The organism is Streptomyces sp. NPDC102490 (assembly GCF_044765285.1).
Taxonomy (GTDB): Bacteria; Actinomycetota; Actinomycetes; order Streptomycetales; family Streptomycetaceae; genus Streptomyces.
In genome coordinates, this window is record NZ_JBIWJU010000010.1 from 341,909 (window position 1) to 364,667 (window position 22,759).

25 protein-coding genes are annotated in these 22,759 nt (G+C 73.1%); 13 read left to right on the forward strand and 12 right to left on the reverse strand.

Going from position 1 to position 22,759, the window contains the following annotated elements:
- Positions 1–85: 85 nt before the first annotated feature.
- The 4 genes from ACIRGB_RS24705 (at position 86) to ACIRGB_RS24720 (ending at position 4,873) form a co-directional block, all read left to right on the forward strand.
- Complete coding sequence (locus ACIRGB_RS24705; RefSeq protein WP_403868952.1) at positions 86–1,504, forward strand: hypothetical protein; 1,419 nt, start codon at positions 86–88, stop codon at positions 1,502–1,504.
- Between the two features lie 250 nt (positions 1,505–1,754).
- Entirely contained in the window at positions 1,755–3,353 is a 1,599-nt protein-coding gene (locus ACIRGB_RS24710; RefSeq protein WP_398912475.1) for an ABC-F family ATP-binding cassette domain-containing protein, read from the forward strand.
- Between the two features lie 336 nt (positions 3,354–3,689).
- Entirely contained in the window at positions 3,690–3,911 is a 222-nt protein-coding gene (locus tag ACIRGB_RS24715) for a helix-turn-helix domain-containing protein (protein WP_003976983.1), read from the forward strand.
- A gap of 158 nt (positions 3,912–4,069) precedes the next feature.
- Complete coding sequence (locus ACIRGB_RS24720; protein ID WP_403868956.1) at positions 4,070–4,873, forward strand: enoyl-CoA hydratase/isomerase family protein; 804 nt, start codon at positions 4,070–4,072, stop codon at positions 4,871–4,873.
- A 16-nt stretch (positions 4,874–4,889) separates the two neighbouring features.
- Here the strand turns inward: ACIRGB_RS24720 and ACIRGB_RS24725 are convergent, their stop codons facing one another.
- Positions 4,890–5,648 (reverse strand): nucleopolyhedrovirus P10 family protein, encoded by a 759-nt coding sequence (locus tag ACIRGB_RS24725; RefSeq protein ID WP_403868959.1) that lies wholly within the window; start codon positions 5,646–5,648, stop codon positions 4,890–4,892.
- An 87-nt stretch (positions 5,649–5,735) separates the two neighbouring features.
- On the opposite strand from ACIRGB_RS24725, the gene ACIRGB_RS24730 reads away from it, so the two are divergent.
- The 5 genes from ACIRGB_RS24730 to amaP are packed head-to-tail and all read left to right on the forward strand — an operon-like array spanning position 5,736 to position 8,103.
- Positions 5,736–6,218, forward strand: coding sequence for an Asp23/Gls24 family envelope stress response protein (locus ACIRGB_RS24730; RefSeq protein WP_403868962.1), 483 nt, complete (start codon positions 5,736–5,738; stop codon positions 6,216–6,218).
- A 58-nt stretch (positions 6,219–6,276) separates the two neighbouring features.
- Positions 6,277–6,462: a hypothetical protein gene (locus tag ACIRGB_RS24735; RefSeq protein WP_403868965.1), complete on the forward strand. Its 186-nt coding sequence runs from the start codon at positions 6,277–6,279 to the stop codon at positions 6,460–6,462.
- On the forward strand, positions 6,459–6,842 hold the full coding sequence (locus ACIRGB_RS24740) for a hypothetical protein (RefSeq protein ID WP_403868967.1): 384 nt from the start codon (positions 6,459–6,461) through the stop codon (positions 6,840–6,842). The genes ACIRGB_RS24735 and ACIRGB_RS24740 overlap by 4 nt, the downstream gene beginning before the upstream one ends.
- Positions 6,839–7,519: a DUF6286 domain-containing protein gene (locus tag ACIRGB_RS24745; RefSeq protein ID WP_403868970.1), complete on the forward strand. Its 681-nt coding sequence runs from the start codon at positions 6,839–6,841 to the stop codon at positions 7,517–7,519. The genes ACIRGB_RS24740 and ACIRGB_RS24745 overlap by 4 nt, the downstream gene beginning before the upstream one ends.
- Complete coding sequence (amaP, locus tag ACIRGB_RS24750; RefSeq protein WP_403868973.1) at positions 7,516–8,103, forward strand: alkaline shock response membrane anchor protein AmaP; 588 nt, start codon at positions 7,516–7,518, stop codon at positions 8,101–8,103. The genes ACIRGB_RS24745 and amaP overlap by 4 nt, the downstream gene beginning before the upstream one ends.
- Before the next feature lie 262 nt (positions 8,104–8,365).
- Here amaP and ACIRGB_RS24755 read toward each other — a convergent pair whose 3' ends face one another.
- The 8 genes from ACIRGB_RS24755 to ACIRGB_RS24790 all read right to left on the reverse strand — a co-directional run bounded on the left by ACIRGB_RS24755 (position 8,366) and on the right by ACIRGB_RS24790 (position 16,406).
- On the reverse strand, positions 8,366–9,121 hold the full coding sequence (locus ACIRGB_RS24755; protein WP_403868976.1) for an SDR family oxidoreductase: 756 nt from the start codon (positions 9,119–9,121) through the stop codon (positions 8,366–8,368).
- 5 nt (positions 9,122–9,126) lie between these two features.
- Positions 9,127–10,914 carry a glycoside hydrolase family 15 protein gene (locus ACIRGB_RS24760; RefSeq protein WP_403868979.1) on the reverse strand — a complete coding sequence of 596 codons (1,788 nt, stop codon included), beginning with the start codon at positions 10,912–10,914 and terminating at the stop codon, positions 9,127–9,129.
- A 63-nt stretch (positions 10,915–10,977) separates the two neighbouring features.
- Positions 10,978–11,769, reverse strand: a complete 792-nt coding sequence (locus tag ACIRGB_RS24765) for an SURF1 family protein (protein WP_403868981.1) — start codon at positions 11,767–11,769, stop codon at positions 10,978–10,980.
- Between the two features lie 69 nt (positions 11,770–11,838).
- Positions 11,839–12,072 carry a hypothetical protein gene (locus ACIRGB_RS24770; protein ID WP_052841811.1) on the reverse strand — a complete coding sequence of 78 codons (234 nt, stop codon included), beginning with the start codon at positions 12,070–12,072 and terminating at the stop codon, positions 11,839–11,841.
- 63 nt (positions 12,073–12,135) lie between these two features.
- Positions 12,136–13,122 carry a DEDDh family exonuclease gene (locus ACIRGB_RS24775; RefSeq protein WP_403868984.1) on the reverse strand — a complete coding sequence of 329 codons (987 nt, stop codon included), beginning with the start codon at positions 13,120–13,122 and terminating at the stop codon, positions 12,136–12,138.
- Positions 13,123–13,237: 115 nt separating this feature from the next.
- Complete coding sequence (locus tag ACIRGB_RS24780) at positions 13,238–14,224, reverse strand: CopD family protein (RefSeq protein ID WP_403868987.1); 987 nt, start codon at positions 14,222–14,224, stop codon at positions 13,238–13,240.
- Positions 14,221–14,784: a hypothetical protein gene (locus ACIRGB_RS24785; RefSeq protein WP_403868990.1), complete on the reverse strand. Its 564-nt coding sequence runs from the start codon at positions 14,782–14,784 to the stop codon at positions 14,221–14,223. The genes ACIRGB_RS24780 and ACIRGB_RS24785 overlap by 4 nt, the downstream gene beginning before the upstream one ends.
- Positions 14,785–14,867: 83 nt before the next feature.
- Positions 14,868–16,406, reverse strand: coding sequence for a S8 family serine peptidase (locus tag ACIRGB_RS24790; RefSeq protein WP_403868993.1), 1,539 nt, complete (start codon positions 16,404–16,406; stop codon positions 14,868–14,870).
- 355 nt (positions 16,407–16,761) lie between these two features.
- On the opposite strand from ACIRGB_RS24790, the gene ACIRGB_RS24795 reads away from it, so the two are divergent.
- From ACIRGB_RS24795 to moaA, 3 genes are all read left to right on the forward strand, one after another.
- Entirely contained in the window at positions 16,762–17,118 is a 357-nt protein-coding gene (locus tag ACIRGB_RS24795) for a DUF485 domain-containing protein (protein WP_403868995.1), read from the forward strand.
- Complete coding sequence (locus ACIRGB_RS24800; RefSeq protein ID WP_403868998.1) at positions 17,115–18,749, forward strand: cation acetate symporter; 1,635 nt, start codon at positions 17,115–17,117, stop codon at positions 18,747–18,749. The genes ACIRGB_RS24795 and ACIRGB_RS24800 overlap by 4 nt, the downstream gene beginning before the upstream one ends.
- A 168-nt stretch (positions 18,750–18,917) precedes the next feature.
- Positions 18,918–19,907, forward strand: a complete 990-nt coding sequence (gene moaA, locus ACIRGB_RS24805) for a GTP 3',8-cyclase MoaA (RefSeq protein WP_403869001.1) — start codon at positions 18,918–18,920, stop codon at positions 19,905–19,907.
- Between the two features lie 34 nt (positions 19,908–19,941).
- Here moaA and ACIRGB_RS24810 read toward each other — a convergent pair whose 3' ends face one another.
- Together ACIRGB_RS24810 and ACIRGB_RS24815 are read right to left on the reverse strand one after the other, a co-directional pair.
- Complete coding sequence (locus tag ACIRGB_RS24810) at positions 19,942–20,172, reverse strand: hypothetical protein (RefSeq protein ID WP_403869004.1); 231 nt, start codon at positions 20,170–20,172, stop codon at positions 19,942–19,944.
- Positions 20,173–20,381: 209 nt separating this feature from the next.
- Positions 20,382–20,780: a DUF3099 domain-containing protein gene (locus ACIRGB_RS24815; RefSeq protein ID WP_403869007.1), complete on the reverse strand. Its 399-nt coding sequence runs from the start codon at positions 20,778–20,780 to the stop codon at positions 20,382–20,384.
- Between the two features lie 262 nt (positions 20,781–21,042).
- Here ACIRGB_RS24815 and ACIRGB_RS24820 point away from each other — a divergent pair, with 262 nt between their 5' ends.
- Complete coding sequence (locus ACIRGB_RS24820; protein WP_403869010.1) at positions 21,043–21,324, forward strand: GlsB/YeaQ/YmgE family stress response membrane protein; 282 nt, start codon at positions 21,043–21,045, stop codon at positions 21,322–21,324.
- Positions 21,325–21,417: 93 nt separating this feature from the next.
- Here ACIRGB_RS24820 and tyrS read toward each other — a convergent pair whose 3' ends face one another.
- Positions 21,418–22,686, reverse strand: a complete 1,269-nt coding sequence (gene tyrS, locus ACIRGB_RS24825; protein WP_403869013.1) for a tyrosine--tRNA ligase — start codon at positions 22,684–22,686, stop codon at positions 21,418–21,420.
- Positions 22,687–22,759: the final 73 nt, after the last annotated feature.

Genomic DNA, 22,759 nt, shown 5'->3' on the forward strand with positions numbered 1-22,759 from the left:
CGCCCGGGCTCCGCGACCACCGTTCCAGGAGGCCCCCGGGGCATTCCGTTTGGGTTTTCGGACCGTCAACCGGAAGACTGCACCCGTGACGTCCCGTATCCCGCGCGACTCCAGGCTCCGACTCGTCCGCCCGCGACCCCTGGCCGCCGCCCCCCCAGCGATGAATCAGCGGCGTCCACGCCGCCCCGCGCCGCGTCCCCCGGAAGGCACCCCCGCCCGCTCGGAGCTGGCCGGAATGGCACGCTCCGGTCTTGCCGACGCGGCCCGCGTCGCCCGCTGGGCCGACTCCGCACTCGGCCCCGGCCGCGGCAGCGCGACCGCCGACGGCAAAGCCACCCTGTCCGACGCCACCGCCGAGCACGCGGCGCGCGAACTGGGCCTGCCCGTGGCCAAGGTCCGCGCCGACTGGGACACCGCCCGCCTCGCCGGACTGGTCGAGGTGCAGGGCGGCACGGCCCGCCCCGGCTGGCGGCTGCGCGCCTGGAACCGCGACGACAGCGCCGTGCTGCGCGGCTGGGTCGCCCTCTTCGACGCCTGGTCACTCGCCCACCCCGAGCCCGCCGGGCAGGAACCCGCCGCGGTGGCCGAGGTCGTCTCCGCGATGCCCCAGCTGCTCTCCTTCCTCCAGCTGTCCGCCGGACCCGTCCCGGTGGCCCAGCTCCTGGACCTGCTGGAGCAGCGCGTCACCGAACTGCGCACCGAACGCTGCGAGGTGCCCTACGGCCCCCGGCTCGAACCCGGCACCCCGGGCTCCGAGCCGGACCCGGCCCCGGCCACCGACACCCCGCTCGCCCCCCTCCTCGACTGGGCCCTGCACGCCCTCGCCTCCGTCGGCGCCCTCACCTGCGGCGACGGACACGCCACGCTCACCCCGCTGGGCAACTGGGCGGTCTGGGTCAAGCTGGAGCAGATCTGCGTCGCCGCGCAGAGCCCGGCCGGCAACATCGAGCAGTCGGCCGAGGACATGCTCCGCGGCTGCGCCCAGCTCCGCCCCAACGCCGCCCGCGCCGAGTACCGCGCCTGGCTCGCCGCCCGCCCCGTGGGCAGCGCCGTCGCCGAACTGCTCGGGGCGGCACGCGGCGAGGACGCCCTGCTGCGCGGCCTCGCCTTCGAGGCGCTGCGCGTCGTCGGGGCCCCCGCCGAGCCCGACGTCCGCGGCGTCCTCGACGAGCCGACGCTCCGGCCGTACGCCCTGCTGTGGCTGGCCGAGCACGACGGCGTCGACCCCGAGGACGCCCACGAGGTCCTCACCCGCCCGGAGGCCACCTGGCTGTGGGTCGACACCGCGGCGGCCGTCGCCGACCACGGGGAGGCCCCGCTGCTGGTGCGGCACCTGGAGTCGGCGGTCCAGGCCACCGTCCCGGCGCTGCTCGCCGAGGTCCGCGCCGTCGGACACCCCCGCACCGTGCAGGTGCTGGTGGCGCTCGCCGCCGCGCACCCGGACCCCGCCCTGGCCAAGGCCGTACGCCGGGCGGCCTTCCAGGTCCACACCGGGGGCAGCTGACCGGCGGAGCCCCAGGGACGAACCGCCGGAGGCCCCCCGCGTGCTTCCGGCGGGCAGCCCGCGCACCCCGCGAGCGTGGTGAAGGGGACCCGTTCGCCCGGCCTTCCACCGGCCACCGACGACGCTCGCGGGGAAAAGCGGTTGCACCGCCCCGTTAGACTGGCCCTCATGGCCATTCTCCTCGTGCATTAGAGCGGCGGGAACCTCCACAGCCGCCCATCCCGCCACCCACCCGCCCAGGAGTCTGACCGTGATCTCCGCCTCCGGCATCGAGCTGCGCGCCGGTGCCCGTGTCCTCATCGAGAGCGCCACCTTCCGCGTCGCCAAGGGCGACCGCATCGGCCTGGTCGGCCGCAACGGCGCCGGCAAGACCACCCTCACCAAGGTCCTGGCCGGCGAGGGCCAGCCCGCCGCCGGCAACGTCACCCGCTCCGGCGAGGTCGGCTACCTCCCGCAGGACCCGCGCACCGGCGACCTCGACGTGCTCGCCCGCGACCGCATCCTCTCCGCGCGCGGCCTGGACGTCCTGATCCGCAAGATGCGCGAGAACGAACAGCGCATCGCCAACGGCCAGGGCGCCACCCGCGACAAGGCCCTCCGGCAGTACGAGCGCCAGGAGACCGAGTTCCTCACCAAGGGCGGGTACGCCGCCGAGGCCGAGGCCGCCACCATCGCCGCCGCGCTGAACCTGCCCGACCGGGTGCTCGGCCAGCCACTGCACACGCTCTCCGGCGGTCAGCGCCGCCGTATCGAGCTGGCCCGGATCCTGTTCTCGGACGCGGACACCCTGCTGCTCGACGAGCCGACCAACCACCTCGACGCGGACTCGATCATCTGGCTGCGCGACTACCTGAAGACCTACCGCGGCGGCTTCATCGTGATCTCCCACGACGTCGACCTGGTCGAGACGGTCGTCAACAAGGTGTTCTACCTGGACGCCAACCGCTCCCAGATCGACGTCTACAACATGGGCTGGAAGCTCTACCAGCAGCAGCGCGAGGCCGACGAGAAGCGCCGCAAGCGCGAGCGCGCCAACGCCGAGAAGAAGGCCGCCGCCCTGCACTCGCAGGCCGACAAGATGCGCGCCAAGGCCACCAAGACGGTCGCCGCGCAGAACATGGCCCGCCGCGCCGACAAGCTGCTCTCCGGCCTGGAGGCGGTCCGCCAGTCCGACAAGGTCGCCAAGCTCCGCTTCCCGGAGCCGGCGCCCTGCGGCAAGACCCCGCTGATGGCCGAGGGCCTTTCGAAGTCGTACGGCTCGCTGGAGATCTTCACCGACGTCGACCTGGCCATCGACAAGGGCTCCCGGGTCGTCATCCTGGGTCTCAACGGCGCAGGCAAGACCACGCTGCTGCGCCTCCTCGGCGGCGTCGAGAAGCCCGACACCGGCCAGGTGATCGAGGGCCACGGCCTCAAGCTCGGCTACTACGCGCAGGAGCACGAGACCCTCGACCCCGAGCGCACCGTCCTGGAGAACATGCGCTCGGCCAACCCGGACCTGGACCTGGTCGAGGTCCGCAAGACGCTGGGCTCGTTCCTGTTCTCCGGCGACGACGTCGACAAGCCCGCCGGTGTCCTCTCCGGCGGCGAGAAGACCCGTCTCGCGCTGGCCACCCTCGTGGTGTCCTCGGCGAACGTGCTGCTCCTCGACGAACCCACCAACAACCTCGACCCGGCCAGCCGCGAGGAGATCCTCGGAGCGCTGCGCACCTACAAGGGCGCCGTCGTCCTCGTCACCCACGACGAGGGCGCCGTCGAGGCGCTCCAGCCGGAGCGGATCATTCTGCTTCCGGACGGCGTCGAGGACCTGTGGGGCGCCGATTACGCGGACCTTGTCGCCCTCGCTTGATCGAATGGATGATCCACTGCTGATGGATCATTCGGCCGATCCGTGATCCACCATCTGTGTGAGATCTCCTCATCAAGAGGTGTGTCCTACACCGATTTCGCGGCCGGGCCCCTCATTGCCGGGGGCCCGGCCGCGCCGCCTTTCTGACCTGGAACGACGCGGCGAAACCCGTTCGGCCGAACGCGCCCGATTCCCTGGAATTACGGATTCCGTATGTGCGGACCCGCTCCTGTCGTCACCACCTTGTCTCATCGACCTTGCCGAATGGGTGGCCAGGAGGGCCGGGAGGGGTGATCATGAGGAGTACCAGAGCGCACTTCCCATGAGGAGGCACGGGTGGCCGAGACTCTGAAGAAGGGCAGCCGGGTAACCGGCGCCGCGCGCGACAAGCTCGCGGCAGACCTGAAGAAGAAGTACGACGCCGGTGCGAGCATCCGGGCGTTGGCCGAGGAAACCGGCCGCTCGTATGGCTTTGTGCACCGCATGCTCAGTGAGTCGGGTGTCACGCTCCGAGGGCGTGGCGGGGCTACCCGGGGCAAGAAGGCCACGTCGGCCTGATGCCCCGGGCGGCCCCTCGGCTCCGAAAGTGACGGTGGCCACCCGGTCGGTCGTCCGACCGTCCGGGTGGTTACTGTGCAGTCACTTAGCCCTGCCGTCGCACGGCGCACCGTCCGGCGCGCGGCGGGGACGACGACCGCATCTTTCGGAGGCGCCCCATGGCTTCGCCCGCCCACGACCCCGGTCCCGCACTCGACCAGGACGGCGTGCGGCTCACCGTCGACGACGCGATCGCCACGGTGACGCTGACCAACCCGGCCAAGCGCAACGCGCAGAGCCCCGCTCTGTGGCGGGCGCTGGCCGAGGCCGGCCGGCTGCTGCCGGGCTCCGTCCGCGCCGTGGTGCTGCGGGCCGAGGGCAAGTCCTTCTCGGCCGGGCTCGACCGGCAGGCGTTCACCCCCGAGGGCTTCGACGGCGAACCGTCGTTCATCGACCTCGCGCGGGGCGGCGACGCCGAGCTGGACGCGACCATCGCCGAGTACCAGGAGGCGTTCACCTGGTGGCGGCGCAGCGACCTCGTGTCGGTCGCCGCCGTGCAGGGGCACGCCATCGGGGCGGGCTTCCAGCTGGCCCTCGCCTGTGACCTGCGGGTCGTCGCGGACGACGTGCAGTTCGCCATGCGCGAGACCAGCCTGGGCCTGGTGCCGGACCTGACGGGCACGCATCCCCTGGTGTCCCTGGTCGGGTACGCCCGCGCGCTGGAGATCTGCGCGACCGGGCGGTTCGTCACCGCCGAGGAGGCCGTGAGCACCGGCCTGGCCAACCTCGCCGTGCCCGCGGACCAGCTCGCCCCCACCGTGCACGACCTGGTGTCGGCGATCCTGGCCGCACCGCGCGACGCGGTCGTCGAGACCAAGGCGCTGCTCCAGGGCGCCCTGACCCGGGACTACGAGGCCCAGCGCACCGCCGAACGGGCCGCCCAGGGACGCCGGCTGCGCGACCTGGCGGGGCTCGGCGAGTAGCAGCGCCGGGCGCCGCTCAGCCGACGTCCGTCACCACCACCGCCACCGACGGGCGGTCCGGCAGGGCCTCGGACACCACCGCGCGGACCCGCCGGGCCACCTCGACGGCCCGGTGGTCCGCGCGCACCGCCAGCTCCACCCGGACATGCCGGCGCGGCAGGGCACCCTCCCGCGCCGGCGGCACCGTCACCTGCACCGGACGGCCCAGCACCCCCGTCAGCCGGAGCACACCCGGCACCGCCCGCGCGGCCCGGGCGACGCGCCCCTCGTCGCCCTCGCCGTCGCCGTCACCCTCGCCTCCGCCGTCCGTCCCGTCGGGCCCCCCGGAGGGCCCCGGGCCGGGCCCGGCGCCCGCCCCCGGGGCCACCGTCTCGTCGAGCAGGCCGGTCACCCGCAGGTCCACGTCCGCCGCCGCGAGGCCGATCCGCTCTGCCGCCGCCTCGGTCAGCGCGGCCCGCAGCCGCGCGGCCGTCTCCGGCAGGGCCGCCGTCGGCCCCACGACCGCCGAGAAGTCGGCGGTCACCCGCAGCGGTCCGGGCGGCAGCGCGCTCGGCGGGGGCGGCACGGCGGGTTCCCGTACGTCGTCCGGGTCGGCGGTGCCGATCCGCAGGTCACCCGGACGCACCCCCGCCACCCGCCGGGCCTCCGCCAGCAGCACCTCCCGGGCCGCGCGCTCGGCGATCCACGCTCCGTCCTCCGGGCCGCCCAGCGGCAGCAGCCTGCCGAGACCCAGCTGCTCCCGCACCGCACGCGTCCACCGGTCCGCCGTCGTCATTCCCCCAGCCTGCCGCATCCGTGGCGCGAGTCACCGCAACCCCGCCTAACGTGGTCACAGGACTACGACCGAAAGGGACGTACGGCGATGAGCGACATGGAGACCCACCGGAGCGGGCAGGACACGATCGACACCCCCGGGGCGGCCAAGGGCCAGACGACGCGGCGCGGCGGCGGGGACCCCGGCACCCGGGGACGGACCACCATCGCCGACGGCGTCGTGGAGAAGATCACCGGAATGGCGGCACGGGACGTCGCCGGCGTGCACGCGATGGGCAGCGGGATGTCCCGCACCTTCGGCGCCGTGCGCGACCGGGTGCCCGGAGGGACCAAGTCCGGGGTGTCGCGCGGGGTGAAGGCCGAGGTCGGCGAGAAGCAGACCGCCCTCGATCTGGAGATCGTCGTCGAGTACGGCGTGTCGATCGCGGACGTGGCCCGTGATGTGCGGGAGAACGTGGTGGCGGCGGTGGAGCGGATGACCGGCCTGGAGGTCGTCGAGGTCAACATCGCGGTCAGCGACGTGAAGCTGCCCGACGAGGAGGACGAGGAACCGGAGCCCCGGATCAAGTGACGCGGACGCTGACCGAACGGTGAATCGTGAATCAAACGGTGAACGAGGGGAGCGCGCCATGAGCATGGCCGTGGTCGGCATGATCGCCGGCATGGCACTGGGCTTCGCCGGATACTTCGGCGGCTTCGGTGCCTTCCTGCTGGTGGCGGCCCTGGGGGCCGTCGGGTTCGTGGTGGGCCGCTTCCTGGAGGGGGACATGGACCCCGCCTACTTCTTCCGCACCCGCGACGACCGGCGGCGGTGACCGGCGTGAGCGAGGGGTCCGGTGAGCTCCTCGAACCCCTGGCCCGCGTGGCGCCGGGCGAGCGCGGTGCCACGCGGATCGCCGACCGGGTCGTCGCCAAGGTCGCCGCACGGGCGGCCCGCGAGGCGCTCGGCCCGCTCCACCCGGACGCCGCACGGCCGTACGCCACCGTCGACGTCCACCACGACACCGCCCGCGTCCGGGTGCACCTGGAACTCGACTACCCGTGCGACATCGGCGCCCGCTGCGGCCGGGTGCGTCACCAAGTGGTCCAGCGGGTACGTGCGTTGGTGGGCATGGCGGTACCGGAGGTCGCCGTCCAGGTGGAGCGGCTGCACCTGGCGGCGGAATACGGTGCGAGGCACGGGAGGACGCGATGAGCGAGCCCCAGAGCGCCGGGACGGGAGAGGGCAGCACCCAGCGCCTGCCCGTCGTGGAACGCGGCACGGAGCCGGGCGCGGCCCCGACCTCGGAGAAGCACGGGCCCGGCCTGCCGGACGACTCCGGAAGCGGACGGGCCGGCCGCTTCTGGTCCACGCGCCGCGTCCCCGCCGGCCTCGTCGCGCTGCTGCTCCTGATCCTCGCCGGGGCCTTCCTCTACGACGTCGTCGCGGTGCGCGCCGGCCGGACCGCGCTCGGCTGGCGCCGTGACCTGGCCCGGCAGCTCGCCGAACGGCCCGTCGACGACACCTGGGTGCTGGTCGGCGCGGGAGTCGCCGCGGCCCTCGGGCTCTGGCTGCTCCTGCTGGCCCTCACGCCCGGACTGCGCCGGGAGCTGCCGATGCGGCGCACCCACCCGGACGTACGCGCCGGGCTGCACCGGGACGCCGCCGCCACCGTGCTGCGCGACCGGGCCATGGAGGTCCCCGGAGTGCAGTCGGCGCGAGTGCGGATGCGCCGCCGCAGGGCCCGCGTACGGGCGCTGTCGCACTTCCGGGAACTGGACGACGTACGGGCCGATCTGCACGGCGCGCTCGACGACGCGGTGCGCGGTCTGGGCCTGGCCCGGCCGCCCGCGGTGTCGCTGCGGGTGGCGCGACCCGGACGGAAGGGGTGAGCGCGGTGCTCAGGACGGTGAACCGGGTACTGACCGCACTGGCGGGCCTGATCCTGCTGGCGCTCGGCGGCGCGGTGCTGGCCGTGGGCCTCGACGCCCCCGCGCCCTCCTGGTGGGTCCACCAAGGGCCGCACGACGTGCTGCTGAGCGACACCGAACGGACCCGCTGGCGGGACGCCGGCTGGTGGTGGCCGGTCGTCATCGCGGCCCTCGCCGTCCTGCTGCTGCTCGCCCTGTGGTGGCTGGTCGCGGTGGTACGCCGCCGCAGGCTCACCGAGGTCCTCGTCGACACCGGGGACGGCGAGGGCGCCGCGCTGCGCGGCCGGGCGCTCGAGGACGTCCTCGCCGGTGAGGCGGACCGCGTGGACGGGGTCGAACGGGCCGGGGTACGGCTCACCGGCCGCCGTGACGCCCCGGCGGCCCGCGTCCGGCTGCTCCTGGCCCCCCACGTGGACCCCGGCACCGCCCTGCACGACCTCACCACCGGGGCCCTGACCCACGCCCGCGAGTCGGCCGCCCTCACGTCCCTCCCGGCGGAAGTCCACCTCCGGGGCGTCAAGCACGGGGCGGAGCGGGTCAGCTGAGGGCACGCCCGGCCGCCGGGGACCGTCCTGTCCGGGCGCCCGAAAGCAGCCCACGGCGCGTCCCGCCCGGCCGGGCGGGTCAGCTGAGGGCGCGCCTGGCTGCCGGGGACTGTCCTGTCCCCGGCGTTTGAAAGCAGCCCACGGCGTGTCCCGCCCGGCCGACGGTTCTCGGGCGCGGTCCCGGGCCATCGGCGCGGGGCGGCGGCCGCCTCCAGGGCGGCTCGCCGGGCGTGGCGCCCGCGACCGGGGCCGTCCGGCCGTCCTAGAACCCGTGCCGCATGCCGCCGTCCACCGGCAGCATCACGCCCGTGATGTACGCCGCCGCGGGGGAGAGCAGGAACGCGGACGCGCGGCCGAACTCCTCCGGGGCGCCGTAGCGGCGCAGCGGGATGCGGGACTCGGCGGCCGCCCTGGTCGCCTCCGGGTCGGCGGACAGACCGTCCAGCTCGCGCACCCGGTCGGTGTCCACGCGGCCCGGCAGCAGGCCCACGACGCGGATGCCGCGCGGGCCCAGCTCGTCGGCGAGGGACTTGGCGAAGCCCGCGAGCCCGGGGCGCAGGCCGTTGGAGATGGTCAGGCCCGGGATCGGCTCGTGCACCGAGCCCGAGAGCACGAACCCGATCACCCCGCCGTCCGCCAGCTCGGCCGCCGCCGTCCGGGCCAGCCGCACCGCGCCGAGGAACACCGACTCGAACGCCGACTGCCACTGCTCGTCCGTGTTGTCGGCGACGAACCCGGGCGGCGGCCCGCCCACGCTGATCAGCACGCCGTCGAACCGGCCGAAGTGCTCCCGGGCGGTCGCGATCAGCCGTCCGGCGGCCTCCGGGTCGGCGTTGTCCGCGGCCACCCCCACCGCCCCCGGCCCCAGGGCCGAGGCCGCCTCCGAGGCGCTCTTCTCGTCCCTCCCCGTGACGACCACCTTCGCCCCGTCGGCGACCAGCTCCCGCGCGGCGGCGTTGCCCAGGCCCCGGGTGGCACCCGTGACGACGTACACCCGGTCCTTCAGTCCAAGATCCATGGCCCCTATCCTGCCTCCTCGTCCCCGAACAGGGCGAGGGCCGTGTTCACCAGGCCGACGTGGCTGAAGGCCTGCGGGAAGTTGCCGAGCTGGTGCCCGCTCACCGGGTCGTACTCCTCGGCCAGCAGCCCCACGTCGTTGGCGAGCGCCACCAGCCGCTCGAACAGCTCCCGGGCCTCCTTCGTCCGGCCGGTCGCGTGCAGCGCGTCCGCGTACCAGAACGAACACACCAGGAACGTCCCCTCGCCGCCCGGCAGACCGTCGACGGGATCGCCCTCGGTGCTGTAGCGCCGGACCAGGCCGTCCCGGGTCAGCTCCGCGCCGACCGCGTCGACCGTGCCGACCACGCGCGGGTCGTCCGGCGGCAGGAATCCCACGCGCGGGATGAGCAGCACCGAGGCGTCCAGCTCCCGCGAGCCGTAGTACTGGGTGAAGGTGTTGCGCGCCGGGTCGTAGCCCTTCTCGCACACCTCGCGGTGCACCTCGTCACGGAGCGCGCGCCAGCCGTCGAGGTCACCGCCGCCCAGCTCGGGATGGTCCTCCAGGGTGCGCACCGCCCGGTCCAGGGCCACCCACGTCATCACCTTCGAGTGCACGAACTGCCGGCGCCCGCCCCGCACCTCCCACAGCCCCTCGTCCGGTTCCCGCCACGCCGTGGCCAGGAACTCCACCAGGGCGCACTGCAACTCCCACATCTGCGGCCGGGGCTGCATCCCCGCCAGCCGGGCCAGCGACAGGGAGTCCATGACCTCGCCGTACACGTCCAGCTGGAGCTGGTTCACGGCGTCGTTGCCGATGCGCACGGGCCTGGACCCGGCGAAGCCGGACAGCCACGGCAGCTCGAACTCGGGCAGCCGTCGCTCGCCCGCCACGCCGTACATGATCTGGAGGTCCGCCGGGTTGCCCGCGACCGCGCGCAGCAGCCAGTCGCGCCAGGCCTCGGCCTCCTCCAGATAACCGGCCGACAGCAGGGCGCCCAGGGTGAGCGTGGAGTCCCGCAGCCAGCAGAAGCGGTAGTCCCAGTTGCGCACGCCGCCCGGCTCCTCCGGCAGCGAGGTGGTGGGGGCGGCCACGATGCCGCCGGTGGGCTGGTACGTGAGCGCCTTCAGCGTGATCAGGGAGCGGACCACGATGTCCCGGTGCGGGCCGTCGTAGCGGCAGCGCGCCGCCCACTCGCGCCAGTCCTCGACGCTGTGCTCCAGCGACACGTACGGGTCGATCAAGGACGGGCGGGGCTCGTGCGAGGGGTGCCAGGTCAGCACGAACGCGACCTTCTCGCCGGCGGCGACCGTGAACTCCGCGTGCGTCCCGAAGTCTTCGCCCCAGCTGTGCACCTCGGGCTCGCTGCGCAGCCACGCCGAGTCCGGCCCGGCGACGGCCACCCGGTGCCCGTCGGTCCGGCGCATCCAGGGGACGATCGAGCCGTGGTCGAAGCGCAGCCGGAGCACGCTGCGCACGGTGACCTCGCCGCTCAGGCCCTCGACTATGCGCACGAGGTCGGGGGCGCGGTCGCGCTGGGGCATCAGGTCGGTGACGCGGATCGCGCCGTCCTCGGTCTCCCACTCGGTGTCCAGGACGAGGGTGTCCGGCCGGTAGGCACGCCGCGTGCAGCGTTCGGCGCCCTCCGGGGCGATGCGCCAGTGGCCGTTGTCCTCGTCGCCGAGCAGTTTGGCGAAGCAGGCGGCCGAGTCGAAGCGGGGCAGGCAGAGCCAGTCCACGGAGCCGTCCGTGCCGACCAGGGCGGCGGTCTGCAGGTCGCCGATGAGCGCGTAGTCCTCGATGTGGGGGTGCACGGGTGACCTCTTCCCGGCCGGAGGCGGAGCAATCGGGTCCGCCCGCACCCTCCCGCCGCGCGGCTAGACGGCCGCGGGTTCCGCCTCCGCGGGCCGCACGTCCTCGGGGGTCTCCCGGTCGCGCTTCTCGCGGCGGACCAGGAACCACCAGCCGACCGGTACGGCCGCGGCGAACAGCCACCACTGGATGGCGTAGGCGAAGTTCAGCGCGGCGTTCTCGTTGCCGGGGCTGCCGATCGGCTCCGGGGTGCCGTTCTTCGGCTCCGGTGTCTTCAGGACCACGTATCCGCCGAGCACCCGGGCGTCCAGGCGCTCGGCCTGCTGCGCGCTGTTGATGAGCATGACCTGCCGGTCCGGGAGGCCCTGGAGGTCCTTGATGCCGCTCGCCTCGGTCGTCTCGTCGGGCATCAGCCGCCCGGTGAGGGTGAGCTCGCCCCGGGGCGGCGCGGGGACCTTCGGGAACGCGGTCTGGCTCGCGCCGTCCGCGGGGATCCAGCCCCGGTTGACCAGCAGGACCTTGCCGTCGTTCAGCACGAAGGGGGTCAGTACGTGGTAGCCGATGTTGTCGTCGGCGTCGGTGCGGCGGCGGACGACGACCTCGCGGTCCGCCTCGAAGCGGCCCTTCGCGGTGACGGTGCGGTACCGCTCGCGTGTGGTGATCTGCTTGCCGGGCGCGGTCAGCGACTCCACGGGCACCGGCGAGGCTTCGAGCGCGTGCGCGACCAGGTCGTTCCGGGCGGTGCGCTCCTCGTAGCGGTGCATCTGCCAGAAGCCCAGCCGGATCATCGTGGGGATGAGCAGCACGGCGACCAGCGTGAGGATCACCCACTGGCGGGACAAGAGGAAGCGGTACACCCCACGAACGGTACAACTCGGTCGTGGGGTGTCACGCGGCGGGTACGGGCTCGCGCCGGGCGGCCGGGCTCAGACCTTGTCGACGATCCCCGCCCTCCCCTCCGCGCGGGCGCAGTGGGCGCCGCAGAACCAGTGGCCCTCGACCTCGACGCCCTGGCCGATGATCTGCACCCGGCAGTGCTCGCAGATGGGAGCCATCCGGTGGATCGCGCAGGAGAAGCAGTCGAAGACGTGCACCGCTCCCTGGGCGTGGACCTCGAAGGACATTCCGTAGTTGTTGCCGCAGACTTCACATGTCGCCATGCGCCACAGGGTGGGCCGTCGCCGCGAACGCGGGCCAGCGGGCGCCGGGCGAGTCGCCCGGAATCACCCGTCCGCAGGCTCGACGTCCCCGAGCAGCTGCCCGAACGCCGCCTCGTCCACCACCGGCGTGCCGAACTGCCGGGCCTTGACCACCTTGGAGGTGCCCGAGTCCGGGTCGTTGGTGACCAGCAGGCTGGTCAGCCGGGACAGGCTCGTCGCGACGTGCAGCCCCGCCTCGACGGCGCGGTCCTCCAGCAGGTCGCGCTCGACGGAGGTGTCGCCCGAGAAGGCCACCCGCATGCCCTGCTTGAGCCGTTTGCCCTCTTCGTACCGGCCCGGGTTGGGATGGGTGCACGCGGGCCTTTTGCGGGAGGGGCGCCAGCTGTTCGGCCGGTAGCTCCCGTAGCCGGCCTGCTGCCCGATCCGGGGCGCGGGCCGGTCCGACCACTCGGTCAGCGGCCGGCACTCGTGCAGCGGCAGCCGCACGTCCCCGGCCGCCGCGGCGAGCAGGCTCGGCCGGAACGCCTCCGCCAGCACCCGCGCGTCGTCCAGCGCGTGGTGCGCCCGCTGCTGCACGACGCCGAAGTGCGCGGCCAGCGACTCCAGCTTGTGGTTGGGCAGCGGCAGGTCCAGCGCCTTGGACAGGGCGATGGTGCACAGCCGTTGACGCACCGGCGCCTCGCGCTGCGCGCGCGCGTACTCACGGGCGATCATCTGCCAGTCGAAGACCGCGTTGTGCGCGACGAGGACCCGCCCGTCGAGCCGGGCCGCGAACTCCTCGGCGACGTCCGGGAAGAGCGGCGCGTCCCGGAGCACCTCGCTCGTCAGACCGTGTATCCACACCGGGCCGGGATCGCGCTGCGGATTGACCAGGGTGTACCAGTGGTCCTCGACCTCGCCGCGGGCGTCCAGCCGGTAGACGGCCGCCGAGATGATGCGGTCGTCGCGGGCCAGGCCGGTGGTCTCCACGTCGACGACCGCGTACCCCTGCGGATACGCGGCCGGCCACGCCGTGGCGGGCGGCGCTGCGGTCGTGCGGTCTTCGAGCATGGTCAATGAGGATACGGGCCGGGACCGACACTCCGGTCCCGCAGGTGCCCCGTGCCGTCAAGTTCCGGGCGTCGGGGGAGCGTTGCGGCACCGCGCGGGCGCACGCGCCGGGCACTCACCACCGGATCGGCACCGGAAGGGCCGTCAGAAGCCCCGACACGGCCACCACCACGCCCAGGGCGACGACCTCCGCGCGCGCGGGGGAGCAGGCGGTCAGCGGGTCGGCCGCGCGGCTCAGCCGGACCCTGGCCCACAGCGCGAGGACGGCGACCGCGGCCACCAGGAGCACCTTGGCGAGCAGGACCCGCCCGTACGCGGTGTCCGTCAGCTGGTCCAGGAGCGTGCCCGCCGGCATCCGCCGCAGCGCACTGCACACCCCGGTCGCCGTGAGGGCCGCCAGCAGAACGGCCGCCACGCGCGCGTAGAGCCCCAGCAGGGCCGGCCCCGCCTGCGCGCCCCGCCACCGCCGCAGCATCCGCAGCGCGTACAGCAGGCCGCCCGCCCACAGGCAGGCGCAGGTCAGATGGACGAGGGTCAGCGCCGAGCCGAGCAGCGGGCCGTACTCGGTCGCGGGGTGCGCGCGCAGCGCGTCCGCGACGACCACCGCGGCCAGCGGCCACACCTGGAGCCCGGGCCGCCGCGAGGTCGCGCACAGCCAGGCCGCGAGGAATCCGTTGACCTCCAGGAGCGCGAGCCTGCCGTCGCGGGACTCGTAGAGGCCGCCGACGTCGATGTCGGCGACCGAGCCCGGCATCAGATTGCCCGTGGCCACCACCGAGGCAAGACCCAGCGCGGCGACGAGACCGGCGGCGGCCGCGTACGGCGACCAGCTGCGGGGCCGGTCCGGGGGAGCGCCGGGCAGCGAGCGGGCCAGGCGGTTCACGAAGAGTTCGCCGAGCGGGACGCTCAGCGCGGCGTAGAGCACCGTGCGCAGCAGGGCGATGCCGCCGGTGCCGGGCGCTTCGGCCTCCCCGGTGCCGCGCAGTGCGGGGGACGGGCCGAGCACGGGTATCAGGGCGCCGAGCGCCACCAGGACGAGTACGGCCACCGTCCGGCGGGTGCCGGAGGGCCGCGCGTGCCGTCCGGACGCAGCCGCGTTCACGAGCCCCGCTCCGCGTCGGCGGCGGGCGTGTCCGGCGAGTGGGAAGCGGCCGACCACCACAGCCGCACCTCCTTGCGCACGTCCGTGGGCCGCAGCTCCCACCCCTGGGCGAGGGCGACTTCGGCGACGTACCGTCCGCCCACGCCGCGGTAGTCGCGCCGGGGTATCTCGCACTCCACGGGCGGCCGCGCTTTCTTCGGTTCGCGCGGGGCGGAGGCCTGCTCGGTCCAGTTGCCCACCACCTTGTCCACCCGCGCCCGGTAGTAGGCGGTGTCCCCCTCGTGCCGCAGCTCGGGCCACGTCACGCACCAGGAACCGAGCCGGGCGATGCCGCCGAGGGTGTCGTCCATGAACCGCAGGTAGCCGCGTTCGAAGCCCTCGCTGACCGCCGCGATCGCGTCGGCGAACAGACCCACCACGAAGAGGACCGCGGCCACCGCCAGCCAGAACGCGCACAGCAGCGGGAAGAACAGCAGCGTCGCGACGAACTTCAGGGTCAGCGACCAGCGGGGGCGCACCGGTTCGGGTGCCCAGGCGGTGGGGTCTTCGTAGGTCTGCATGCCGCAGATACTGCCGCACGACGAGGGGGCGGCGGGCCGGGTGGGAACCGGACCGCCGCCCCCGCGTCACGTACGCGGACCGGCTACCAGGTCACCGCGTCCAGCGCGTCGGCCGTGCCCCAGCCGTAGAAGCCGTTGCGGTTCTTCGGGCCCTCGCACACCGCGTCGACCTTGCCGTCGCCGTCGATGTCGTAGGGGTCGGTGCACGCCGTGGCGTCGGCCTCGGCGTACAGCAGGGCCTTGACCGTGGCCGGGGAGGCGTGCGGGTGCGTCGACTTGATGAGGGCGGCGACGCCCGCGACGTGCGGCGAGGCCATCGACGTACCGGCCATGTAGCCCCACTTGCCGCCGGGCAGCGTGCCCAGGATCAGACCGCTGGTGGCGGGCGGCTGCGGCGTCTGGTAGGCCGTCGAGTCGCCGCCGGGCGCGGCGATGTCGATGACGCCCCGGCCGTAGTTGGAGAAGGACGACTTGAGGCCCTTGGCACCGGTGGCCGCGACGGTCACGACGCCGGGCAGCTGGGTCGGGATGTCCAGGCACTTCGACGGGTCGACCGTGCGGTCACCGGGCGTGGTGTCGTTCGGCGAGGACGGGTCGGTGATCTCGTCCGAGGCGAGGTCATAGTTCTCGTTGCCGGCCGCGGCGACGTTCACCGCGCCCTTCTTCTCCGCGTACCGCGAGGCCCGCGAGACGGCCTCGACGAGCGCCTTCTGGTCCGGGTCGTCCTTGCAGTTGAAGTACCACGGGTCGGTGTAGTAGCTGTTGTTGGTCACGTCGACGCCGTGCTCGGCCGCCCACATGAAGCCGCAGACCACGGCCTCGGTGTAGAAGAAGCCGTCGGGGTTGGAGACCTTGATGCCGGCGACCTTCACCCCGGGTGCCACACCGGTCATGCCGACGCCGTTCTTGGCGGCGGCTATCTCCCCGGCCACGTGGGTGCCGTGCGGGCTCTCCGCCGCGCTCGGCCGCCAGGCACCGTCGGCGGTGTCCGGCTTGCCCGCGACACAGTTGACGGAGGCCTGCCGGTCGAAGTTCGGGGCGATGTCCGGGTGGGTGTCGTCGACGCCGGTGTCGATGACGGCGACGGTCACCTTCTTGCTGCCCAGCGACTTCTCGTGCGCCTTGTCCGCCTTGATGGCGGGCAGGTCCCACTGCAACGGCTCCAGCGGGTCCTGGTCCCCGGCGGCCGCGGCGGCGGCCTTCGCGGCGGCCAGGTCCTTGGCGCCGAGCACCTGCGGGGCGCCCGTGTCGGTGGTGGCGGCCGAGGGCAGCGGCGCGGTGCGGGTGGCGCCGGCCGACTGGACGCCGCGCACCTTTCGGACGGTCTTGGCGAAGTCGGGGTCGGCGGAGTGGACGACGATCACGCCGATCCGGTCGTACGACGTGACGATCGTGCCGCCGGCCTCGGCTATCGCCCGTCGCAGGGTGGCCGAAGGACGGTGTCCGGGGGCGACGTTGACGACGTAGCTGAGCGAGGTCGCGTCCGCCGCCGTCGAGGGGGCGGTCTCCGCCGCGGGGGCCGCGGTGGCCGGGGTGCCCGGCAGGAGCGCCAGCGAGGCGGCCACGGCCAGTCCGGCCGGGAGCGCGAGGGCGCGGCGGTGACGCGGGTGGGGTGCGGTCATGCGAGGTGTCTCCAGTCCGTCGGGAAAGCTCGGGAAACGAGCCCGCGTCTGGAGCGCGGGTCGCGCGGGAAGCGCAGATGATCCATGGGGTCTCCACATCATCCGGGCAAACGGCACCGGCCCGGGGCACGGGTGAACGGCACGGGCAGGTACATGACGTAGTGGTGCAGGGTGAAGCTATCCCCCGATGTCGCCGGCCAGCAATGACCCGCTGAGGGTGACTTCGGAAAGTGCCACGGGTGTTGAACCGGTCCCGGCGGGGCGCCGTGTCGTTGGACAGGGAGCCCGAGCATCACCGGCCTCCTGTGAGAACACCGAGGTCCAAGCCGTCATGTCCGTCGTACGAGGAGACTCCGTGGCCACCGACGCACCACCCCCCGCGAAAGGGGAACGCCCGCTTCCGTCCGCCGAGGAGTTCTCCGAAGTGCAGCAGAGCGCTGAGTTCGCCGAACTGCGCCGCTCCTTCCGCTCCTTCGCGTTCCCGCTGACGATCGCCTTCGTGGCCTGGTACCTGCTCTACGTGCTGCTGTCGAACTACGCCGGCGGCTTCATGGGCACCAAGCTGTTCGGCAACATCAACGTCGCGTTCGTCTTCGGCATCGCCCAGTTCGTCACCACGTTCCTCATCGCCTGGTGGTACTCGCGGCACGCCGCCGCGAAGCTCGACCCCAAGGCCGAGGCCATCAAGTCCCGGATGGAGGGCGGCGCATGAGCCCCGCACAGTCCGTATTCGCCGCCGAACTGGCCGCCAACGAGGCCAGCGAGCACCGGCCGCTGATCATCACGCTCTTCGCCGTCTTCGTCGTCGCGACGCTCGGCATCACCGTGTGGGCGGGCCGCCAGACCAAGGACGCCGCCGACTTCTACGCGGGCGGCCGCCAGTTCAGCGCCTTCCAGAACGGCCTCGCCGTCTCCGGCGACTACATGTCGGCGGCGTCCTTCCTCGGCATCGCCGGCGCCATCGCCCTCTTCGGCTACGACGGCTTCCTGTACTCCATCGGCTTCCTGGTCGCCTGGCTGGTGGCCCTGCTCTTGGTGGCCGAGCCGCTCAGGAACTCCGGCCGCTACACCATGGGCGACGTCCTCGCCTACCGCATGCGCCAACGGCCCGTGCGCACCGCCGCCGGCACCTCCACCATCGTCGTCTCGATCTTCTACCTGCTGGCCCAGATGGCGGGCGCGGGCGTCCTGGTCTCGCTGCTGCTCGGCATCACCTCCGACGCGGGCAAGATCCTCATCGTCGCGCTCGTCGGCGTCCTGATGATCGTGTACGTCACCATCGGCGGCATGAAGGGCACCACCTGGGTCCAGATGGTCAAGGCCGTGCTGCTGATCGGCGGCACCATCCTGATCACCTTCCTGGTGCTGCTGAAGTTCGACTTCAACATCTCCGACCTGCTCGGCAAGGCGGCGGAGAACAGCGGCGCGGGCTCCGCCTTCCTGGAGCCCGGCCTCCAGTACGGCGCGACGGGCACCACCAAGCTGGACTTCATCTCCCTGGGCATCGCCCTGGTGCTCGGCACCGCCGGCCTGCCGCACATCCTGATCCGCTTCTACACGGTGCCCAACGCCAAGGCCGCCCGTAAGTCCGTGAACTGGGCGATCGGCATCATCGGCGCCTTCTACCTGATGACCATCGCCCTCGGCTTCGGCGCGGCGGCGCTCATCGGCAAGGACGAGATCATCGCGTCCAACCCGTCCGGCAACACGGCCGCGCCGCTGCTCGCGCTGCACGTGGGCGGCGTCGACTCGGCCTGGGGCGCGATCCTGCTCGCCACGATCTCGGCGGTGGCCTTCGCGACCATCCTCGCCGTCGTCGCGGGCCTCACCCTCGCCTCGTCCTCGTCCTTCGCGCACGACATCTACGCCAACGTCATCCGCAGGGGCCAGGCCACCGAGAAGGAGGAGATGCGGGCGGCCCGCTGGGCGACCGTCTTCATCGGCATCGTCTCCATCGCGCTCGGCGCCCTCGCCCGCGACCTGAACGTGGCCGGCCTGGTCGCGCTGGCCTTCGCGGTCGCCGCCTCCGCCAACCTGCCGACGATCCTCTACAGCCTGTTCTGGAAGCGGTTCACCACCCAGGGCGCCCTGTGGTCGATCTACGGCGGTCTGATCGTCGCCGTCGGCCTGGTGCTGTTCTCACCGGTCGTCTCCGGCGACCCGAAGGCGATGTTCCCGGACGTGGACTTCGCCTGGTTCCCGCTGAAGAACCCGGGCATCATCTCGATCCCGTTCGGCTTCCTGATGGGCTGGCTCGGCACGGTCCTGTCCAAGGAGGAGCCCGACGCGGCGAAGTACGCGGAGCTGGAGGTCCGGTCCCTGACCGGCACCGGAGCGCACTGACGCCCCCCGTCCGGCCGGAACCGGCGCGGCCGCTCGTAGCTCCCTACGACGCGGCCGCGTCCCACGTCGTGGGATCGGGCGGCTGTCGATGTCGGACCGGTCACGTAGGCTCGACGGTGTCGGAGGAGAGAAGTGCTCCGCCGATCCGCGTCGAGGGAGGGGGCCCACGTGCTCATCGACACCTACGGCCGAGTGGCCACCGACCTGAGGGTCTCGCTCACCGACCGCTGCAACCTGCGCTGCACCTACTGCATGCCCGAAGAGGGCCTCCAGTGGCTGGCCAAGCCCGATCTGCTCACCGACGACGAGATCGTCCGCCTCATCGGCATCGCGGTCACCTCCCTCGGCATCGAGGAGGTCCGGTTCACCGGCGGGGAGCCGCTGCTGCGCCCCGGCCTGGTCGGCATCGTCGAGCGCGTCGCCGCCCTCGACCCGCGCCCGCGGATGTCCCTCACCACCAACGGCATCGGCCTCAGGCGCACGGCCACGGCCCTGAAGGCCGCGGGCCTGGACCGGGTCAACGTCTCGCTGGACACCCTGCGCCCGGACGTCTTCAAGACCCTCACCCGCCGGGACCGCCACAAGGACGTCCTGGAGGGCCTCCAGGCCGCCCGCGAGGCAGGACTGACCCCCGTCAAGGTCAACACCGTGCTGATGCCGGGGCTGAACGACGACGAGGCGCCCGACCTGCTCGCCTGGGCCGTCGCGCACGACTACGAGCTGCGTTTCATCGAGCAGATGCCGCTGGACGCCCAGCACGGCTGGAAGCGCGAGGGCATGGTCACCGCCGGTGACATCCTGGCCTCCCTGCGCACCCGCTTCGAGCTGACCGCCGAGGGCTCCGAGGAGCGGGGCTCGGCCCCGGCCGAGCGCTGGCTGGTGGACGGCGGCCCGCACCGCGTGGGCGTCATCGCCTCCGTCACCCGCCCGTTCTGCTCGGCCTGCGACCGCACCCGCCTGACCGCGGACGGCCAGGTGCGCACCTGCCTGTTCGCCACCGAGGAGACCGACCTGCGCGCGGCCCTGCGCTCCGACGCCCCCGACGAGGAGATCGCCCGCATCTGGCGCCTGGCCATGTGGGGCAAGAAGGCGGGCGCGGGCCTCGACGACCCGGCCTTCGTCCAGCCCGACCGCCCGATGTCGGCGATCGGGGGCTGACCGGAGGCCGGACGCCGGGGGACGGGGGCAGGTCCTAGGACCTGTCGGACCCCTCCGGGGCTTCCCAGTCGGTGAGCGGGACCACGTCCTTCAGGAAGCCCCGCACCCCCAGGAACTGGGACAGGTGCTCGCGGTGCTCGTCGCACGCGATCCACGTCTTGCGGCGTTCCGGGGTGTGGAGCTTCGGGTTGTTCCACGCCAGCACCCACACGGCGGGGGTGCGGCAGCCCTTGGCGGAGCAGATCGGGGTGGTCTCGTCACTCACGGTTTCGTCTCACAGGTCCGCACACAAGGCGACGCCGAGCAGCCACGGGGGGAGCTGCCCGGCGTCGGTCCGTCGCTCCGACGGGGGATGCGGAGCGCGTACGAAGTATGTCACGGCCCACCCATCGCCCGGCACCGGAACAACACGATTCATCTGAGCATTTCTTCGGCCTGGCGCGGAATCGACGCCGCCGCACAGGGGGGCAACGGTCACGGCCGGCCGCGCGATTCACCGCCCGCGCCGGGCGCCGGATCGGCGGCTGCGCTCTCCGGTACGGATTCCGCCGCACCGTCCCCGGCCCGCGGCGGCATGATCATCGGCGGGGTCGGCACCGTCACGAACGTCGACGGCAAGGATGGCGCGTTCTCACGCCCGGCGTTGGCGATCACCACCGCGATGTACGGCAGGACCGCCCCGAGGACCAGGGCCACGATCGCGACGTGCCGTTCCACGTTCCACAGGCAGACCGCGAGGATCACCGACGCCGTACGGACCGACATCGAGATGATGTACCGACGCTGCCGCCCGCGCACGTCCTCCTGGAGGCCCGTCCGGGCCCCGGTGATCCGGAACACCTCGGCACTGCCGCCGGCACTCTGCTTCCGCATCTGGTTCCACCATCCGCCCGCATCGGACTCTCCCCGCCCCGCTCTGGTCCGCGGCCGCTCGGGGACTCCGGTCCCGGACAACTCACCACGTTACGCCGTGCCTGCGCCGCTCACGAGACCGGGGCACCCCCGATCCGGCCGCACCGCGTGCGCCGCCCGGCGTAGGCGTCGTCCCCCGTTCGGCCGTACGCGGCATGCGCCGTACGCGGTACGCCCGAACACTGGTGGCAATGCTCGCGTAGAGCCGGACGAGGAGGCAGCCATGGGCTGGTTGTGGGCGATCATCGTGGGATTCGTGCTCGGCTTGATCGCCAAGGCGATCATTCCCGGCAAGCAGCACATGCCGCTGTGGCTGACCACCATCTGCGGCATGATCGGCGCGATCGCCGGCAACGCGATCGCCCGCGCGGCCGGCGTCGACGCGACCGCCGGCATCGACTGGTGGCGGCACGTGTTCCAGCTGGTGGCGGCGATCATCGTCGTCGGCCTCGGCGACGCGGCCTACACGGCGATGCGCGGCAACAAGCGGCGCGAACGGGCCTGACCGGTCCCCGGGACCACCCGGGCGGGACAGGGCGAAGGGGCGTGCTCCGACAGCCGTACGGCACCGGAGCCCGCCCCTCGCGCGTGCGCCCGCTCAGGCGCCGGTGACCTCCACCGCGGCCAGGTTCTTCTTGCCGCGGCGCAGCACCAGCCAGCGCCCGTGCAGCAGGTCCTCCTTGGCGGGGACGGCGTCCTCACCGGTGACCTTGGCGTTGTTCACGTAGGCGCCGCCCTCCTTCACCGTGCGGCGCGCGGCGGACTTGCTGGCCACCAGACCCACCTCGGCGAACAGGTCGACGACCGGGGCCGGCTCGGCGACCCGGACGTGCGGCAGCTCGGAGAGGGCCGCGGCCAGGGTCCGCTCGTCCAGCTCCGCCAGCTCGCCCTGGCCGAAGAGGGCCTTGGACGCGGCGATCACGGCGGCCGTCTGGTCGGCGCCGTGCACCAGCGTCGTCAGCTCCTCGGCCAGCGCGCGCTGGGCGGCCCGGGCCTGCGGACGCTCCTCGGTCTGCCGCTCCAGCTCCTCCAGCTCCTCGCGGGAGCGGAAGGACAGGATGCGCAGGTACGTCGAGATGTCCCGGTCGTCCACGTTCAGCCAGAACTGGTAGAACGCGTACGGCGTCGTCATCTCCGGGTCGAGCCAGACGGCGCCGCCCTCGGTCTTGCCGAACTTGGTGCCGTCCGCCTTGGTCATCAGCGGGGTCGCGTAGGCGTGCACGGACGCGTCCGGCTCCAGCCGGTGCAGCAGGTCGAGGCCGGCCGTGAGGTTGCCCCACTGGTCGCTGCCGCCCTGCTGCATGGTGCAGCCGTACCTCCGGTAGAGCTGGAGGAAGTCCATCGCCTGGAGCAGCTGGTAGCTGAACTCCGTGTAGCTGATGCCCTCGGAGGACTCCAGACGCCGGGCGACGGAGTCCTTGGTCAGCATCTTGTTGACCCGGAAGTGCTTGCCGATGTCCCGGAGGAACTCGATCGCCGACAGGCCCTCGGTCCAGTCGAGGTTGTTGACCATCACCGCGGCGTTCTCGCCCTCGAAGGACAGGAACGGCTCGATCTGGCCGCGCAGCCGCTGCACCCAGCCCGCGACGGTCTCCGGCGAGTTCAGCGTGCGCTCCGCGGTCGGGCGCGGGTCGCCGATCTGGCCGGTGGCCCCGCCGACCAGCGCCAGCGGCCGGTGCCCGGCCTGCTGGAGCCGGCGCACGGTGAGCACCTGCACCAGGTGCCCCACGTGCAGGGACGGCGCGGTCGGGTCGAAACCGCAATAGAACGTGACGGGACCGTCCGCGAGAGCCTTGCGCAAAGCGTCCTCGTCGGTGGACTGGGCGAACAGCCCGCGCCACTTCAGCTCGTCGACGATGTCCGTCACGGTTCTCGTGTCTCCTACGTGCTCATGCGTGCTTGATGATCTTCGGGCAGTCGGGTGACGGCCGACTACGAGG

Coding starts and splice junctions, on each gene's coding strand:
- ACIRGB_RS24720 (WP_403868956.1), top strand. CDS start 4,070: ATGGCTTCGCCCGCCCACGACCCCGGTCCCGCACTCGACCAGGACGGC.
- ACIRGB_RS24725 (WP_403868959.1), bottom strand. CDS start 5,648: ATGACGACGGCGGACCGGTGGACGCGTGCGGTGCGGGAGCAGCTGGGT.
- ACIRGB_RS24730 (WP_403868962.1), top strand. CDS start 5,736: ATGAGCGACATGGAGACCCACCGGAGCGGGCAGGACACGATCGACACC.
- ACIRGB_RS24735 (WP_403868965.1), top strand. CDS start 6,277: ATGAGCATGGCCGTGGTCGGCATGATCGCCGGCATGGCACTGGGCTTC.
- ACIRGB_RS24745 (WP_403868970.1), top strand. CDS start 6,839: ATGAGCGAGCCCCAGAGCGCCGGGACGGGAGAGGGCAGCACCCAGCGC.
- ACIRGB_RS24755 (WP_403868976.1), bottom strand. CDS start 9,121: ATGGATCTTGGACTGAAGGACCGGGTGTACGTCGTCACGGGTGCCACC.
- ACIRGB_RS24770 (WP_052841811.1), bottom strand. CDS start 12,072: ATGGCGACATGTGAAGTCTGCGGCAACAACTACGGAATGTCCTTCGAG.
- ACIRGB_RS24775 (WP_403868984.1), bottom strand. CDS start 13,122: ATGCTCGAAGACCGCACGACCGCAGCGCCGCCCGCCACGGCGTGGCCG.
- ACIRGB_RS24785 (WP_403868990.1), bottom strand. CDS start 14,784: ATGCAGACCTACGAAGACCCCACCGCCTGGGCACCCGAACCGGTGCGC.
- ACIRGB_RS24790 (WP_403868993.1), bottom strand. CDS start 16,406: ATGACCGCACCCCACCCGCGTCACCGCCGCGCCCTCGCGCTCCCGGCC.
- ACIRGB_RS24800 (WP_403868998.1), top strand. CDS start 17,115: ATGAGCCCCGCACAGTCCGTATTCGCCGCCGAACTGGCCGCCAACGAG.
- ACIRGB_RS24815 (WP_403869007.1), bottom strand. CDS start 20,780: ATGCGGAAGCAGAGTGCCGGCGGCAGTGCCGAGGTGTTCCGGATCACC.
- ACIRGB_RS24820 (WP_403869010.1), top strand. CDS start 21,043: ATGGGCTGGTTGTGGGCGATCATCGTGGGATTCGTGCTCGGCTTGATC.